This window comes from Thermogutta hypogea, from assembly GCF_055386265.1.
The window spans coordinates 1,051,373-1,068,132 of the sequence record NZ_AP042425.1 but is presented as its reverse complement, the minus strand read 5'-3'; the positions used below and the strand labels follow the sequence as shown (position 1 = coordinate 1,068,132).

Below are 16,760 nucleotides of genomic sequence, written 5' to 3'. Positions count from 1 at the left end.
GGTCAATTCCCTTCCGTACCGCGCGGAGACGAGGCAAGAACCTTGGTGATGTCGATGTAGACGTATTGGCCGCCGTTTTGATCCGCGAGCCGTGCGATGAAATTCCGGCTTGAACTTGCCGGCCCCATGCCGAACTCCACCGTGTGAATGATGATGCCGGCCGCGCGGCGACGAATTCCTTCCATTTGGACTTCGCTGAGCCGCGGTTCATCGGCGTCCGTGAGAAAGAAAATTACGTCCGGACGGAGTCGAATCGCTGTGTTCAACGCGGCCTCGTGCTCGGTTCCTCCGACCGCTTGAATGGCGGCGATAAAACGCTCGGCTCGAGCCTTGTTTTCCTCCGTGGCGAACGAGAGCCGGCCCGCTTGACCGGAAGGGCTGAAAACGACCGGAACATGATTGTAAAAGACGATTTGAAACTGTTGCGTGGGCTGCAAGTCCCGGATACTGTTCAAAAGCTCCTGCTGGGCGAATCGGAGGGCGTTGTTGCCCACTCCGCCCATGCTTCCGGAACGGTCGAAGACATAGACGAATTTGCTCCCCTGGCTGCGAATCCCGAATAAGGTGGCACTGCCGCCGCTCCCCGGCGACCGTCCGAAACCGCCCGCGCCGGTGCTCCGCGAGGCGTCACCCGATGCCCCGCCGTCGGCCTCCTCCGCCGCACTGAGGCCCAATCCGCTGAGATGCGATTGCGGTAAAAATTGTCGGGCGTCCAAGGCGGGGGGTAATTGCGACAACTCGGCAAGATCGGGCGGCCCCGCCGCAGAATCCGGCGAGGACGAACGCGACTCTTTCACGGATTGGGAATCGACGAAGTAATCCCGCGGCCCGTCTCGGTACTTCAGTGCAATACCGACGTCGGCGGATCTCTCGTCGCTCAAACCGGCCCGCCGCTGGTCGCCCAACATCCAGGCAAGAAAAACGAATGCCACTGCGTGCAAAACGAGGGAGGCCAACCACGCGGGAATCACGCCGCGAGTCACGTGCCGGGATGAAGCGCTACCCGCGCCTGACCCAACCCCATGAGACCGCCCACGCTGACTGTCCGAGATTGATTTCACAACCTGTCCCGCCGAACTTGCAGGGAGTTCAATAGGGAGTTCAGTAAGGATTCCGAGAAGCAACCATCAACGCGACGCTATACGGCACCCGGGAAACGACGGATTCTTGGGTACGCGTCCGTCGTTCCATCCCGTGCCCAGGGCCTCCTTGCTCCGGAGAGGGCGCCGTCACGCGTCAGCTCGTCGGATAAAATTTCTGAACGGTGAACCGCGCGGTCGGGGCCGGATCCTTACCCCTCTAGATGTATAATAGAGCAGGATCGCGGTTTCGTCGCGTCGCAGCCCCCCTTTTAAGAGGGGGCATGTTTCTCGCGCTTTTGTACGGGCGAGGGACCCTGAGTGGAAATGAGTTGCCGCCGCCCGGGCCGATCTTTCCGCATCTCGACAAGGGGATTCGGGACACTTCATGGCAATTGATCGAAAAACTGCTCGAAATGCAGAGGCCGACATGGATTTGAGGGTTGTACGCTATCCGCACCCCACGCTACGGTATAAATCCAAACCCATCCGAAGAGTGGACTCGGATTTCCACGCCCTTGTTCGACGGATGTTCGAATTGATGTACGAAGAGCGCGGCATCGGTTTGGCGGCCAACCAAGTCGATTTGCCTTACCGCTTTTTCATCATAAATCTTTCCGGCGACCCAACGCAAAAGGACGAGGAATTCGTCTTCATCAACCCTGAGATCCTCTCCAGAAAGGGTAGTGAAGAAGATACCGAGGGGTGCTTGAGTCTCCCGGGCATCAACGCGGTGGTGCGGCGTTCCGCCGAAATCGATATCTTCGCCTACAACCTGAAAGGCGAGGAGATTCAATGGCGATTGAAAGGGCTTTTCGCTCGAGCGTTTCAGCACGAATTCGACCATTTGGACGGTACGCTTTTCATCGATCGGCTGACTCCAACGCGGCGTTGGGCCGTTGCGGACCGAGTGGACGATCTGGCTAGCGAGTACGCCAGCCGGGTGATCGCAGGCTCGGAGCCGAGAGAAGAAGACGTCCTTCGACGACTGGCCGAGCTTGAGGCTTTGCGCGTCTAGCAATGCCGCGCCGCTTCGATGCATCATGGTTGTCGGTGCGGTTTCTCGAACGATTCCGACGACCGGGGCCGAATTCTCCCGCCGGCCGGCAACGGCGACGTTCCGCCGCTCTGGGAAGAATACAACCGAGATTTCGGAAAAATCGTTGCTTCGCGCTGACGGCATTTGGCGAAACCGGGAAATCCGAGTAAACTAGGATTTATGTGGGCGAGCATTGCGCTGGACGTCCGTCCTGCTAAGCACGTCCCGACTTGATTCGAGACTGTGTCCGTGGAATGCCCCATCGGTTCGTGGTGACGCCGCGAGTCGAAGATGGTTCGGCCGATTATTTGCCTCAAGGGCTAGCCGGAATGAGATACCTATTGGTTCGCGCGTTCTTGGTGATCGGGCTGTTCGGCGCGACAATCGCGGAATACAACGCCGTATTGCACGCGGCCGAAGACGCTCCCCCGGCCGCAGCGGGACAAACGACGCCGGAATCTCCGGTCCCTCCGGAAGCTGCTCCACAGCCTGTTTCGCCGCCGACATCTCAAATCGAAGGCTTGCCTCGCAACCTGGCGCCGGGCGTCCTCGTAACCATTCCGCCCGATGTCCAGGTCGACGAGACGCACAATCGACAAGACATCGTCGAGCTTGTGACGCTGGACCCAACCTTTGACTGGGCGAAGGATTGCGACTTTCGTCGGACTGTGTACTGCCTGCAATTCCAATTCAAGCTGCCGCGATTGATTGAAGTGGACGTACCGCAGGTGAGCGGTCGATTGCAGCGCAAACCCGTGCTGTATTTGGTCTACGCCGTCACCAACACGGGAAAGGCCTTGAAACCCGTTCCGGAAGCCGATGGAACGTATCGCGTGGAAGAGGTGGCGGAAACGGTGCGATTCGTGCCGCGATTTACGCTGAAAATCCTAGAATCGGGGAAAGAATACCCGGATCGGCCTAATCCCCTCACCGTGGCCCAGATTCGCCGACGCGAAGATCCGGCGATCCGTTTCTTCGACAGCACGGAGATGAATGAACGCCCAATTGCGGTCGGTGAGACCTATTGGGGGATTGCAACTTGGGAAGACATCGATCCCTCCCTCAATCGCTTCTCGATTTTCGTGCTCGGTCTGTCAAATGCCTACCGCTGGCAAGATCCTCAGGGTGCCTACAAATCGGGTGATCCGATCGGCCAAGGCCGGGTCTTTTCACGAAAAAGCCTGCAACTCAATTTTTGGCGTCCCGGCGACGAGTTCATCATCAAGGAAAGCCAAATCCGCTTTGGGATTCCCGGCCAGGTTGACTACGAGTGGGTTTTCCGCTAGAAATAAGGTTCTACTGCTTTTTCGCTGCCATTCATTCCGCATGAGCAGGCGAAAGGGCGGGCGGCAAACAGCCGGGTTGTCGGCGAGCATTTCTTTCCGCCGTATCGGTCAACCATCTCCCCGTTTCGTGGCAGTCGCCCGTTCGACGGGGGACATTGAGAGGAATATCGCGATGGCGCACAAGAAGGGTCAAGGTTCAAGCCGCAACGGACGCGATTCGAATCCGCAGTACCGCGGCGTGAAGCGATTCGGCGGTCAATACGTGACGGCGGGTTCCATTTTGGTTCGCCAATTGGGGACAAAGTTTCACCCGGGCAAGGGCGTGGGTTTGGGTCGCGATTATACGTTGTATGCCCTTGTGGACGGCTTCGTAACGTTCGATCGCGGCGGCCGTCGGGTGCACGTCCTGCCGCAAAACTCTTGACACGTCGCTGCGGTTCGTTCCGAGTAAAACTGTGGATTTCGGACAAGGCTTCGTAGCGGGGATGGTTTTGGCCGCCCCCGTTTTTTCTTGCGCCGAAACCGGTACGGCTTTGGGCGCTAGCGCGGGTACAACGATCCACGGAAATCGCGTTACGGGATAAGTCCCCTGCGGCGGCAACATGTTCCTCGATGAAGTCGAAATCGTCGTATTGGGAGGGCGCGGAGGTGACGGCTGCGTGAGCTTCCGGAGGGAGAAGTACGTCCCGCGAGGGGGACCCGACGGGGGAGATGGCGGCGACGGCGGTAGCGTCATTCTGCTGGCGGAAGAAGGTGTGGATCATTTGACGGCCTTGGGGCACCGGCATCACTGGCGAGCCGAAGACGGTCGACCGGGGAGCGGGGCGCTTTGCCACGGGCGATCCGGAAAAGATCTCGTCATCCCTGTTCCGCCGGGAACTCTGGTTTTCGACGCGGAACGCCGGCTTCTCCTCAAGGACCTTCGAGACCCGGGCGATCGCGTCGTTGCCGCACGCGGTGGAAAGGGCGGCAAAGGGAACGCCGCTTTCAAGTCCGCCACCAACCGCGCGCCGCGCCACAGCACGCCCGGCGAAGATGGGGAAGTTCGGCGTCTGCGGCTGGAACTCCGCATGCTTGCGGATGTGGGTCTGGTGGGAAAGCCCAATGCCGGCAAGAGCACCCTGCTTAGCCGCCTGTCCAAAGCGCGGCCCGAGATCGCGGCTTACCCCTTCACTACGAAGTATCCGCATTTGGGCAAGGTCGTGCTCGATCACGAGCGAAGCTTCGTTCTGGCCGATATTCCCGGCTTGATCGAGGGCGCTCACGCCGGTGCGGGGCTTGGACACGAGTTCCTCAGGCACGTGCAGCGCGCCGCGGTTCTGCTCCATCTCGTCGAACCGGAGCCTTACGACGGCAGCGACCCTTTGGAAAACTACCATCTTATCCGGCAGGAGATGCTGCGATTCGATCCCGATTTGGCCGAACGGGCGGAAGTAGTCGCGGTCACCAAAGCCGATTTGCCATCGTGCGGCGAGGTTTGTGCAAGGCTGGAATCCCATTTGAATCAAGAGGTGCTCCCGATCTCGTCGGTGACGGGCCGGAATTTGAACCGATTGGTGCAGAAACTTTGGGACGTTCTCCGGCAACAACGCGCCGAGACGCCGCCGTCTTGACGCTTCGACCGGGCAGCATCACGTTGCTCGCGTTCGGTTTGCGGCGTCTTAGGACCGTCGCACTGGGAAATATCTCCTCCACACGGCTTGAATCCAATATCATTTTTCGGGAAAGATCGATGCATGTTCGTGGCAGTGGATATCGGCAACAATCGCCTCAAGTGCGGAGTCTTCTGCCTAGACCAAGCCGGGGCTTCCATTCCGAAACCCGAGAGTGCCTTCGCTTCGGAAGACCCGGCCGAGATTGTGGCGTTTGTCTCCCGGACCGTAGACGCTAAGACGGCCGTAACCTGCAAACATGGAGCGACGCCGTTGACGTGGTGGATCGCCAGCGTCAACCGGCCTACCGCCGGCAGGTTGCTCGATTGCGTGAAGCGGACGCATCCCGAGCACCGTTTGGTGCTGGTCAGTGCCGCGGACGTGCCGTTGCCCGTTCGACTCCCGCATCCCGATCGTGTGGGCATTGATCGGTTGGTAAACGCTCTGGCGGCTGAGCGGATGCGGCGTCCCGGCCGTCCCGCAGTGGTCATCGACTTGGGCACGGCGATCACCGTGGATGCCGTGTCCGCGGACGGCGCATTTTTGGGCGGGGCAATCTTGCTGGGATTGGCCTCCACGACTCGCGCCCTCCACCAATTCACGGATATGCTCCCGCTCCTCGAAGTCGAGACCCTTTCGCCTTCCGAAGCCATTGGCAAGGACACGGAAGGGGCCATGCGGGCGGGAATTTTTTGGGGCATTTTGGGTGCGATCCGAGAGCTGCTCCATCGCCAAGCCGAGTTATTGGGTCATCAAACCGACGTCTTCCTTACCGGAGGACACGCTGCGATATTCGCTGAGTATTTGCGCGATGCAAAGCACGTGCCCGACCTGACGCTTTCCGGCATCGCCCTCACGGCCGCGCATTACGGAGAGAGCGCGCACCAAGACGACAAGCAGCCTTAATCGTCCTCCGGCGGTGGCAAGCTGCAAGGCCGGGATCCGGAAGGGACAATCCGGCGATGCCAAGCGGCGCCGGTTTCCTCCGATTGCAATGAACAGACCCTGTTGATGGGAGCGTGAACACATGAATCCGTCGCAAGAGAACGATTCAGGATTGATAAGAGAAAAGGTGGCAGGTGTGCCGATCGCCGATCTCGTGAAAGAGTTCGGCACGCCCTTGTACGTGTACGACGCCGCCGTCATTCGATCGCGTCTGGGCGACCTGCGCCGCTTCGACGTGGTGCGCTACGCCCAGAAGGCCTGTTCGAATCTTGCCATCGTGGACTTGCTTCGCAGAGAGGGCGCGCTGGTGGACGCCGTCAGCGCCGGGGAGATCCATCGGGCTTTGGCGGCCGGTTACACACCCTCGGGCGACCCGCCGCCGATCGTTTATACGGCCGACATTTTCGATCACGATGCCTTAGATTTGGTGATTGCTCGCAATATCCACGTGAACTGCGGCTCCCGCGATATGATCGAGCAGTACGGAGAGCGGGTTTCCGGTCGGGAAATCACGCTCCGAGTCAATCCCGGCTTCGGTCACGGCCACAGCCGCAAGACCAACACCGGGGGCGACCTATCGAAACACGGAATCTGGCACGACCAATTGCACGACGCCTTGGTCGAAGCGGAGCATTACGGCCTGAGCGTCACCGGCATCCATATGCACATCGGCTCCGGCACCGATTTGGAGCATCTCGCGCAGGTCTGCACCGCGATGGAAAAAGCGGCCTTGGAGGCAGGCCGCAACGTTCGCTCCATCAGCGCGGGTGGGGGATTGCCCGTCCCCTATCGCCCTCAAGACCCGCGGATCGACCTGGCGGCATACTTCGAGCTTTGGAACGGGACGCGGCGGCGGCTGGAAGACGCCTTCGGCCATGCCGTGCGACTGGAGATCGAGCCGGGGCGGTATCTCGTCGCGGAGGCCGGGTTCCTCATTTGCGAGATTCGCGCCGTCAAGAAGCAAGGCGATCACCTGTTCTATTTGGCGGATGCCGGCTTCAACAATTTGGCGCGACCCATCCTTTACGGCGCGTATCACCCCATTTCTCTCGCTCCGCGCGAGCCGCAGCTTGTTCGTGAATGGGTCCAAGCCGTCGTGGGCGGCCCGCTTTGTGAGTCGGGGGACATTTTCACGCAGGACGAGGGCGGGTATGTGAGCACGCGACGTCTTCCCGCCGCCGCGGTCGGGGACTATCTGGTCATCGAAGTCGCCGGGGCCTACGGTTTCGTCATGGGGTCGAACTACAACTCGAAGCCCTACGCCGCCGAAGTTCTGGTGACCAACGGCGAAGCACGCTTGGTGCGCCGCCGACAAACGTACGAGGAGCTGCTTGCCTGGGACATACCGCCGGTCCCGACACCCTGAAAACTACGAGCGGCACGCAGAAACCTTGAACAATGCAACCCTGAGCCACCCGATGGAGAATCCGCAAGGGGCATGGCGTTGTGCGGCAAACCGTGGGCGACGTTTTCCGTTTCTGCTATGAGGTCTGGGACTGACGCTTGCCTCTTTGCGTGGGGGTCCGCGCCCTCGCCGGCTTGGGTGACGACCATTCCTTGGTCAACGTTTCGAAGACCTCCGGAGACTCGTAGCGCACGACCCCCGGGGCTTCGGGAATCGGTCCGATCAGTCCCCGAAATACCGGCAACCCGCGAACGGTCAGGTCGGTACAACAGTCGTCGATGCCGATCTGGGCATGTCGCTTGAGAAGGTCTTCGGGACTGTCGTAATCTCGAATGCGAATCTGACCGTCGGTTCCGCGAGTTACCACGCGAATGGTCTGCTTTTTCATGGCGGCGAGTCTCCTTCGCATGCGACGTCCGACGCGGCGTCGGTAAGGCATTCTCTTATGCCGAAATCGGCATCTCCAGGGTGATACTCGGTTTTCTTTTCCCGCGTCCCTACCACGGCTACATTAGCGACGCCCGGCACGTCCCTTCCCATGCGAAGCACCGTACCGACCGTCAGAAAAAAACGCCGCCGCGGGCATGACGGTAGGTACCGAACGGATCGAACACACGCCATCCGCGGATTTTGGCGATCCATTCCAACCGGTTCAATAAAAACAACAGTAACGATATTACCGAAAGTGAAGAACGGCGGCGTGCCGGTCGTGCCGCGTTACGACCGTTCGCGCTCACGCGATTCATCAGGCACGGAATCGGTCACGCGATGGACAAGAATGCCGTTGTGGCCGGTATCCGGCAAACCCGTCCCGTGAATCGCAACCATCAGATCGCCGGTGCGAAGAAGCTGCTGTTGCAATCCCCACCGAGCGACGAACTCCAGGAGACGATCGCCTTCCGCCGTCGGAGCGTCGGGAAGCGGAATAATACCCCAGTAGAGCGCCATACGGCGGAGCGTCGCCGTGTCGGCCGAAACCCCTACCGTCGGCATGCTGAAGCGGTGTTTCGATATGCGCAGAGCGGTCTTTCCCGAGCAAGTCGCGACCAGCAGTAATTTGGCGCCCAGCTCCGCGGCGACACATCCCGCATGCAAGGCCGTGCTCTCCGAAATTGCGTCGTCGCTTCCGCCGACAAAGCTTTTGGTGACTGATTTTCCGGCATCGCAAGCGGCTGAACCTGCGTACTCTTCGGCGGCCAAGGCGATGCGGTGCATCATAGCGACCGATTCCAACGGAAAACGGCCGATGGCGGTCTCTCCCGACAACATGCAGGCATCAGCACCGTCGAGCACGGCGTTGGCAACGTCGGTCACTTCCGCCCGCGTCGGCAAGGGAGAGTTTTGCATGCTGTCCAGCATCTGCGTGGCCACAATCACCGGTTTTCGATGCCTCCTCGCCACGCTCACGATTTCCTTTTGCGCGACGGCCAAACGGGCAATGTCCGTCTCTACGCCCAAGTCTCCCCTCGCTACCATCACGCCGTCCGCAGCGGAGACGATCTCGTCCAAACGATCGAGCGCCTCAGCTTTTTCGATTTTGGCGATGATATGGGCATCGGAACCGTGCTTGGTGAGGCGGCCTCGCAATTCAGCGATATCCGCCGCCGTCCGCACGAAGCTCAACCCCACGAAATCGATCCCATGGAGCGCCGCCCAGTCCGCCGCGGCGAAATCCGCTTCGTCCATGGCGCGGACGCGAAGCCTTGCCCCGGGTACGTGAATCCCTTGGCGGCTCCGCACAACACCGGGCTGAACCACGCGACATTCGACCGCCTCCGTTGACTTGCCGATCACCTGAAGTTCAACCAGTCCGTCCGCCAGAAGGACGCGGTTTCCCGCCTCCAGGTCGTCCAAGATCGGAGGAAAGGTGGTCGACAGTTCACCCGGGTTCCCTGTCGCGCCCTTGACGAATCGGACCACGTCGTTGAGGTGGCATTCGAAGCTTCCGCCGGGAATCTCACCCAGTCGAATCTTTGGGCCGGCCAGATCCAGCAGTACCGCCACCGGACGCCGAAGCTCAGCCTCGGCTTGACGTACGGTTCGCAAACGCCTTTCCTGATCGTCCGGCGTACCGTGCGCGGCATTGAGGCGAAACACGTCCACGCCCGCCCGAATCATGTCGTGAACCATTTTCGGAGCGTCGCACGCCGGGCCGAGGGTCGCCACGATCTTCGTTTGGCTGGGACGAATGGGAAAGGACATGGAAGGCTCCTAGGATTCGGTGTTTCTCAAAGCTCGTGCCGTGGGGAGCGACGGTACGATCCTCCCATGATGACGGCATGCGCCTTCGATTGCACGCGCGTGCCGACCGTATTAGACTGCAGGGGTTGGGGAGGCCCCCACCATAGTTTTCCATCGCACGCGGGTTTTTTCGACAAAGGGAAGCGAAATGCGCACATCACGGCACAGTAGAAGAGCTTTCTTGCGAGCCGGTTCCGCCGCCTGCGCCGGAGCCGCTTTGCCGCACCTATGGCTCGGCCGCTCGGCGTGGGGCGAGTCGCCGAACGAACGCCTCAACGTCGCATCGATCGGTGTGGGCGGTCGCGGTACCGGAATCGGACGTCAAGCAGCTTCGCTGGGAAACATGGTGGCGTGCGCGGATGTCCACCGCAAGAACGCGGAGGAGTTCGCGAAACCGTACGAAGGCCGTTGCGAAATCTACACGGACTACCGGAAAGTTCTCGACCGCCAAGACGTGGATGCCGTCACCATCGGCACACCGGACCACTGGCACGTCAAAATCGCGATCGACGCCATGAAGGCCGGTAAGGATGTGTACTGCGAAAAGCCCCTTACGCTGACTATCGAGGAAAGCAAATTGATTTGTGAGGCCGTACGAAAGTCCGGCAAGGTCTTTCAGGTCGGAACGCAGCAGCGCAGCGAATTCAACAGCATGTTCCTCAAGGCCGTCGTCTTGGCCCGCAGCGGGCGACTGGGCAAGAAGCTCCGGGCCGTTAGCTCCGTCGGCCAGGCCACGGCGGGCGGTCCGTTCCCCAACAGCGATCCGCCCGAGTTCCTCGATTGGGACTTCTGGTTGGGGCAAGCACCCAAAGTCCCCTTCTGCGAAAACCGAATCGGCTGGAATTTCCGCTGGTGGTTCGAGTATTCCGGCGGACAGGTCACGGATTGGGGCGTGCATCACACCGACATCGCACTCTGGGCCTTGAGCGGCGAGGAAACCGGCCCGGTTCAAGTCACGCCGGTAAAATCCGAGTTTCCCCTCGGCCGGGAATTGATGCTCGAAACCTTGTTGGGCAAACGTCCGTGGCAGGAACTGCCCGTCTCGTACAATGTCGCCAAATCGTTCGACTGCGATATGCTGCTTCCCAACGGCAATGAAGTGAAGTTGGTAAGTGGAAGCAACGAGCTGATCATCGAGGGCGAGCTTGGTAAGATTCGCGTCAATCGCGGCAGTCTGACCGGAAAGCCGATCGAAGACCTCTCGGATGCCGACAAGCAATGGCTGGACGACGAGGTCCGCAAGCTCTACCGCGGCAAGGAGCCCGGCAGCCATATGCGCAACTTTTTCGAGTGTGTCAAGGATCGCAGCCTGCCGGTTTCGGACGTTTACACACATACCAATTCGGTCAATGCCTGCCACATGGCCAATATCGCCATGTTGCTGAACCGTACCGTCAAGTGGGACCCTGAGAAATATGAATTCCCCGGCGATGAAGAGGCCAATGCATTGACCCGGCGGCCGCAACGGGAGCCGTATCAGATCGTTCTCTGAGGCCCGCGATCCACATCATGTTTGCAACCTCGAGTCGCGCGTCGCAACGCGCGATCGCGTGCGGTTGATGGTGCGGCTCGTCCCGCCGTCGAGATTCTCGGCACAACGCATGCGCGTGGTCGGCAGTCCAATGAATAGGTCTACCGCGGTCCGTTTGGCGATGCGCGGCTCGAGTGCAAACAGAGGCAACCATGTCCACGGAGCGGTTCGGGACATTCTGGCGAGGCAAAGCGGTCCTTGTGACCGGAGGGTCCAGCGGCCTGGGCTCGGCTATCGCGCAGGCTTTTGCCGCGGCCGGATCTCGCGTGGCGATCGTGGGCTTGGAACCGGACGGGGTCGATTCCGCCGTGCAGACGCTGCGCAGGCGAGCGGTGTCGGAGGAAGCGATCATTGGGATCACGGCCGACATCACTGCCGACCACGACGTGGCGCGGATCGCCGAGACGGTGCACGCCGCTTTCGGTGAGTTGGACGTGCTGGTGAACAACGCGGGACGATCCATGCGCGGCGGATTGCTGGACACCACGCCCGACCAATTCCGCCGACTCATGGAGTTGAATCTCATCGCTCTTGTGAGCGTAACGCGAGCCTTTTTGCCGGAATTGATTCGCCGTCGCGGGCACATCGTCAACATCGGGTCCTTGGCTTCCAAAGCGGCGGCTCGCTTTGTGGGAGCCTATCCCGCCACGAAACACGCCGTGGCCGCTTACTCGCAGCAATTGCGATTGGAATTCGGCGAACAGGGGCTGCATGTCCTGCTGGTATGCCCGGGTCCCGTGGCCCGAGCCGGCGACCGTCTCTATCGGCTGGAAGGCGCGGACGACGTGCCCGAATCAGCCCGAAAGCCCGGTGCGGGAGTTCGCGTTCGCGCGATTTCCCCGGATACGCTGGCCTTGCGGATTCTGGAAGCTTGCCGCCTGCGCCGAGCCGAGATCGTGATTCCGGGCAAGGCGCGACTGCTGTTCGCCTTGTGCCAACTCTTCCCGAGCCTCGGTGATCGTTTGATTCGCTGGAGCACCCGCGGCCATTGAGATTCCGCCCCCTCTTGATTGTGCCCCTGGAATCTGCCACGATAACGCCCACGTACCGCGTGTGCGACGCTCGTGTGCTCGGGCCGATGTCTGATCGGCGATCGATGGTTAGACGGAAAGTCCCCCATTCCGCCGCGGAAGCCGGGCCGAGTAGCAGTCTTTTTTCCATTGGAGGACGACGATGGCTGCGTTTCCCGAAATCTCGAAGATCAAGTTCGAAGGTCCCGATTCGCGCAACCCTCTGGCCTTTCGGCATTACAACGCGGAAGAGTTGGTCGAAGGTAAGCCGATGAAGGACCACTTCCGCTTCAGCGTGGCGTTTTGGCACACCATGCGAGGTACGGGAGCGGATCCGTTCGGGCCCGGCACCATGCTGCGTCCCTGGGAGAGCGGCCAGGATACGGTAGAAAACGCCGTGAATCGGATTCGCGTCTTCTTCGAATTCTGCGAGAAACTGGGAGCGCCCTTCTTCTGCTTCCACGATCGCGACGTGGCGCCGGAAGGCAAAACGCTGGCCGAGTCGAACAAGAATTTGGACGCCGTCGTCAAGGTCATCAAGGAGGAGAGTGAACGCACGGGAATCAAGTTGCTCTGGGGCACGGCAAATTTATTCAGCAATCCCCGCTACATGCACGGGGCGGCCACCAGTTGCAACGCCGACGCCTTCGCTTTCGCGGCGGCCCAAGTGAAAAAGGCCCTCGAGGTTACGAAGGAGCTGGGCGGCTCGGGCTACGTTTTTTGGGGCGGCCGCGAGGGTTATCAGTCGTGGTGGAACACCGATATGAAACGGGAGCTGGACCACCTCGGTAGATTTCTTCACATGGCCGTCGATTATGCCAAGGAGATTGGTTTCACCGGCCAATTCTACATCGAGCCGAAACCCAAGGAGCCGACCAAACACCAGTACGATTTCGACGCCGCGGCCTGCATCAATTTCCTCCGCGCCTACGGGCTGGAAAAGCACTTCAAACTCAACATCGAGACGAATCACGCGACCTTGGCGACCCACAACGTGGAACACGAGTTGGAATACGCCGGGATGCAAGGTTTTCTGGGTTCGGTCGATGCCAACACGGGCGACTTGCTGCTCGGTTGGGACACCGATCAATTCCCCACGGATGTGTACCTCACCGCCAAGATCATGCTCGTGTTCATGAAATATGGCGGAATCGCCCCGGGAGGAATCAATTTCGACGCCAAGGTGCGGCGTGAAAGCTTCGAGCCGGTGGACCTCTTCTATGCCCATATCGGCGGTATGGACTGTTTCGCCAAAGGGCTGAAGATCGCGGCAGCCATGCGAGCGGACGGCGAGATCGAGCGCATGGTCAAGGATCGCTACTCCTCGTGGGATTCCGGCGTGGGAGCCGAGATCGAGGCCGGCAAGCACGACTTCAAGTCTCTCGAAAAGTACATGTTGGAGAAAGGTGACGCCGCCGCCAATAAGAGCGGTCGGCAAGAGTTGTTCGAGAATATCGTCAACCGTTATATCTTCTGAAATCCGCCGTAAGGCGATTTCGGTGCAGGCAAGCGCCCGAGCGGGGATCACGAAACCCTCGCTCGGGCTTTTTCATTGCGCCCGACATCAACCCCGTTCCCGGCACAAGATCGCCGACGGCGGGTCGGTCACCCTCTCAATAATTCAACCGAATTCCAAGGTTTCGCAGATGATCGGCCAACGCTCGCGTCGCTTCCCATTGATTTTTTCCAGCCGCGTCCACGGCATAATGGAAGGCGTGAAAGCCGGCCCGGCGAGCCCCTTCCACATGAGCGGCAATATCATCGACGAAGAAAATGCGTTCGGGCCGAGCTGCCGCGATATCCGCGGCGGCGTGGTAAACCGCGGGTTCCGGTTTCATCGCGCCGATACGGCAACTCAAGGCGTGAAAGCGAAAGCCCTGGAGAATTGCGTACTTTTCGTAACAATGCCGCCAATGCGTCTCGCAGGTATTGGATAGGATGCCCAAGGGAACAGCGGCGGCTTGTAACTGAGCCACGATCGGCAAGTTGGCGAGATTGAGCCAAAAGATATCGTTGGCGGCCTGAAAGAGCCTGGCGCGAGGGGGATGCCTGCCCATTCGGCGGCAATAAAGCTCATAGAACTCGTCCTCCTGAATCCGTCCCAGCTCATAATCCCGTTGCAGCCCTTCCTCAAAAAGGACGGTGTGGACATGCTCCGGTGCCACTTCGGTGACCGCGGCCATCCGGCGGCACATGCGATCTACGTCGAAATGTACGATGACGCGTCCGAGGTCGAAATAGACGACGTCGATTGCGCTGCGAGGGATTATTCCTTCCATGCCTGCTCCGCAGTGGGGGGAAAACGCGAGGTAGGGGTCGACGGACTCTTGGGGAACGGTCAAGCTTCAAGATGCACGGTCGTTCCACAACGGCAAGAGCAAGCGCCGGTTGACGGCCATACTCCGTTGCGATACTGTACCGTACATTCGATGAGCTGGAAAGCCTTACGTGCGTTATCGTGGTTCGAGATTCGTCGGCCCCGACGAAGAGGCGACAGCCACGACGTCCTTTTAGCGCCCAAAAGGCGTCCATTTCCGCTGGCTGAAGAGGGTTTCGCAATGCGATTCTACCGCTTCTTGTCCCTGTTGTTGTCCCTTTATTTTTTCGCCTCAGTTTCCGCTGCGCGCGGAGAGATGCCCGCCGCGACCTCGACCGTAGGGCTTGGCCAATTGGACCTGTCCCATGTTTCGCAGGGCTGGGGTAAGCCGCAGTCCGACAAGAATTGCGTGGAAAAGCCCATGTCCATCGCGGGTCGGCAGTTCGAGGCCGGACTGGGAACGCATGCCGTATCCGTCATGCATTTGGAATTGGACGGGCGGGTTACGAATTTTTCCGCATTGGTAGGAGTCGATGACTCGGCGGGCGGAAAAGGGAGCGTTGTGTTCCGTGTTTACGGAGACGGGCGAATCCTCTACGACAGCGGCATCCTCCGCGGAGGCGAGGAGGTAAAGACTTTGGACGTCGATCTGCAAGGGGTGCAACAACTAGTTCTTTACGTCGGGTCGGCCGACGACGGCATCGATTTCGACCACGCGGATTGGGCGGACGCGCGGTTCACGTTCCAGGGCCGCCCCCCGCGGCCCGTTGCCGCGCCCCAAGAGGAGGCGGTCATCCTGACGCCCCCACCGCCGGCCAAGCCGGTACTGAACCATGCAGCGGTTTACGGCTGCCGACCGGGACGCCCCTTTTTGTACCGTATTCCGTGCACGGGTCATCGGCCGATCCAGTTTACCGCCGACGGTTTGCCGCCTTCGATCGCCCTCGATGCCGAAACGGGGATCCTACGCGGAGCGGCTCCGGATCAGCCCGGCGAATACGCCGTCGATATCCACGCCGAGAATGAGTTCGGGCGGGACGACGGCCGCTTGACCGTCGTCGTCGGCCAAACGCTGGCGCTCACGCCGCCCATGGGTTGGAATAGCTGGTACATCCATTATCACCGCGTTTCGGACGCCGATATGCGGGCGGCGGCGGATGCCATGATCGCCTCGGGCATGGCCGATTTCGGCTACGCTTACGTCAATATCGACGATTGCTGGATGGTCCATCCGAACTCGCCCGACCCGATTTTGGGAGGACCGCCGCGGGACGAACAAGGGGCCGTCCGCCCCAACGGCAAGTTTCCCGATATGAAGTCCCTGACCGATTACATCCACGCGCGGGGACTGAAGGCGGGAATCTACATTTCGCCCGGACCGCTGACGTGCGGCGGATATGTAGGAAGCTACCAACACGAAGAAATCGACGCCCGCAAATTCGCGGAGTGGGGTTTCGACTTTCTGAAATACGACTGGTGTTCCTACGGTAGAGTCGCACCCGCCAAGACCAGGGAGGACTTCATGCGTCCCTACGCCTTGATGGGGGGCATTTTGAGCCTTCTGGATCGCGACATCGTTTTCAATCTGTGCCAATACGGAATGGATAGCGTCTGGGAATGGGGTGAGAAAGTCGGCGGCCATTGCTGGCGGACCACCGGAGACCTAGGTCTAGAGGGCGGCCAACTGAGTCGCGGGATTTATCAGGTGGGACTGAAGAATGCAAGCCTTTGGGAGTATGCCGGTCCCGGCCATTGGAACGATCCCGACTATCTGTTGATCGGTTGGGTGGGAGACGCCCGGACCGGCGGGGAGGGACGCCCGACCACTCTCACACCCAACGAGCAGTACTCGCACATGTCCATGTGGTGCCTGATGGCCGCGCCTTTGATTTTCTCCGGCGATATGACCAAGCTGGACGACTTCACGCTCAACATCCTATGCAATCGAGAAGTGATCGCCGTTGATCAAGATCCATTGGGAAAACAGGCCCGCATCGCGCGACGCAACGAGGACGAATTGATTCTGATCAAGCCTTTGGCGGATGGATCTCGGGCGCTGGGGTTGTTCAACCTGAGCGAGTTTCCACGAGAAATATCGGTGACTTGGGAAGAGTTGGGGGTATCGCCAGCGCAGCGCGTCCGCGATCTCTGGCCTCAAACGGATCTCGGCGTTTTCGAGACCGGCATTTCTCGCCGGATTGCGCGGCACGGGGTGCTTTTGGTTCGATTGTGGGACGTCGCTCCCTAGCAGTTGA

General features: G+C 60.1%; 14 protein-coding genes. 10 read left to right on the top strand and 4 right to left on the bottom strand.

Annotated features, from left to right (window positions below; all coding sequences use genetic code 11):
- Positions 1-2: 2 nt before the first annotated feature.
- A complete protein-coding gene (locus tag ACZ5B4_RS03685; protein ID WP_464913086.1) occupies positions 3-971 on the bottom strand; it encodes a VWA domain-containing protein in 969 nt (322 codons plus the stop codon).
- 538 nt (positions 972-1,509) lie between these two features.
- Here ACZ5B4_RS03685 and def point away from each other — a divergent pair.
- The 6 genes from def to lysA all read left to right on the top strand — a co-directional run bounded on the left by def (position 1,510) and on the right by lysA (position 7,367).
- Positions 1,510-2,097: a peptide deformylase gene (gene def, locus ACZ5B4_RS03680; protein ID WP_464913085.1), complete on the top strand. Its 588-nt coding sequence runs from the start codon at positions 1,510-1,512 to the stop codon at positions 2,095-2,097.
- A 350-nt stretch (positions 2,098-2,447) separates the two neighbouring features.
- A complete protein-coding gene (locus tag ACZ5B4_RS03675) occupies positions 2,448-3,404 on the top strand; it encodes a hypothetical protein (protein WP_464913084.1) in 957 nt (318 codons plus the stop codon).
- 172 nt (positions 3,405-3,576) lie between these two features.
- The gene (gene rpmA, locus ACZ5B4_RS03670; RefSeq protein ID WP_464913083.1) at positions 3,577-3,828 is read left to right on the top strand and encodes a 50S ribosomal protein L27; all 252 of its coding nucleotides are present in this window, start codon (positions 3,577-3,579) and stop codon (positions 3,826-3,828) included.
- A 178-nt stretch (positions 3,829-4,006) separates the two neighbouring features.
- Entirely contained in the window at positions 4,007-5,017 is a 1,011-nt protein-coding gene (gene obgE, locus ACZ5B4_RS03665) for a GTPase ObgE (protein WP_464913082.1), read from the top strand.
- Positions 5,018-5,140: 123 nt separating this feature from the next.
- Positions 5,141-5,962 (top strand): type III pantothenate kinase, encoded by an 822-nt coding sequence (locus ACZ5B4_RS03660; protein WP_464913081.1) that lies wholly within the window; start codon positions 5,141-5,143, stop codon positions 5,960-5,962.
- A gap of 121 nt (positions 5,963-6,083) precedes the next feature.
- A complete protein-coding gene (gene lysA / locus ACZ5B4_RS03655; RefSeq protein WP_464913080.1) occupies positions 6,084-7,367 on the top strand; it encodes a diaminopimelate decarboxylase in 1,284 nt (427 codons plus the stop codon).
- A 115-nt stretch (positions 7,368-7,482) separates the two neighbouring features.
- Here lysA and ACZ5B4_RS03650 read toward each other — a convergent pair whose 3' ends face one another.
- Positions 7,483-7,794: a hypothetical protein gene (locus ACZ5B4_RS03650; protein WP_464913079.1), complete on the bottom strand. Its 312-nt coding sequence runs from the start codon at positions 7,792-7,794 to the stop codon at positions 7,483-7,485.
- Positions 7,795-8,123: 329 nt separating this feature from the next.
- On the bottom strand, positions 8,124-9,608 hold the full coding sequence (gene pyk, locus ACZ5B4_RS03645; protein WP_464913078.1) for a pyruvate kinase: 1,485 nt from the start codon (positions 9,606-9,608) through the stop codon (positions 8,124-8,126).
- 220 nt (positions 9,609-9,828) lie between these two features.
- Between pyk and ACZ5B4_RS03640 the strand changes: the two genes are divergently transcribed.
- From ACZ5B4_RS03640 to xylA, 3 genes are all read left to right on the top strand, one after another.
- Positions 9,829-11,139, top strand: coding sequence for a Gfo/Idh/MocA family oxidoreductase (locus ACZ5B4_RS03640; RefSeq protein ID WP_464913077.1), 1,311 nt, complete (start codon positions 9,829-9,831; stop codon positions 11,137-11,139).
- Between the two features lie 191 nt (positions 11,140-11,330).
- Positions 11,331-12,170: an SDR family NAD(P)-dependent oxidoreductase gene (locus ACZ5B4_RS03635; protein WP_464913076.1), complete on the top strand. Its 840-nt coding sequence runs from the start codon at positions 11,331-11,333 to the stop codon at positions 12,168-12,170.
- A 181-nt stretch (positions 12,171-12,351) separates the two neighbouring features.
- The gene (gene xylA / locus ACZ5B4_RS03630; RefSeq protein ID WP_464913075.1) at positions 12,352-13,665 is read left to right on the top strand and encodes a xylose isomerase; all 1,314 of its coding nucleotides are present in this window, start codon (positions 12,352-12,354) and stop codon (positions 13,663-13,665) included.
- A 136-nt stretch (positions 13,666-13,801) separates the two neighbouring features.
- Here xylA and ACZ5B4_RS03625 read toward each other — a convergent pair whose 3' ends face one another.
- On the bottom strand, positions 13,802-14,467 hold the full coding sequence (locus ACZ5B4_RS03625) for an HAD family hydrolase (protein WP_464913074.1): 666 nt from the start codon (positions 14,465-14,467) through the stop codon (positions 13,802-13,804).
- A gap of 279 nt (positions 14,468-14,746) precedes the next feature.
- Between ACZ5B4_RS03625 and ACZ5B4_RS03620 the strand changes: the two genes are divergently transcribed.
- Complete coding sequence (locus ACZ5B4_RS03620; RefSeq protein WP_464913073.1) at positions 14,747-16,753, top strand: NPCBM/NEW2 domain-containing protein; 2,007 nt, start codon at positions 14,747-14,749, stop codon at positions 16,751-16,753.
- The last annotated feature ends 7 nt before the right edge of the window (positions 16,754-16,760 follow it).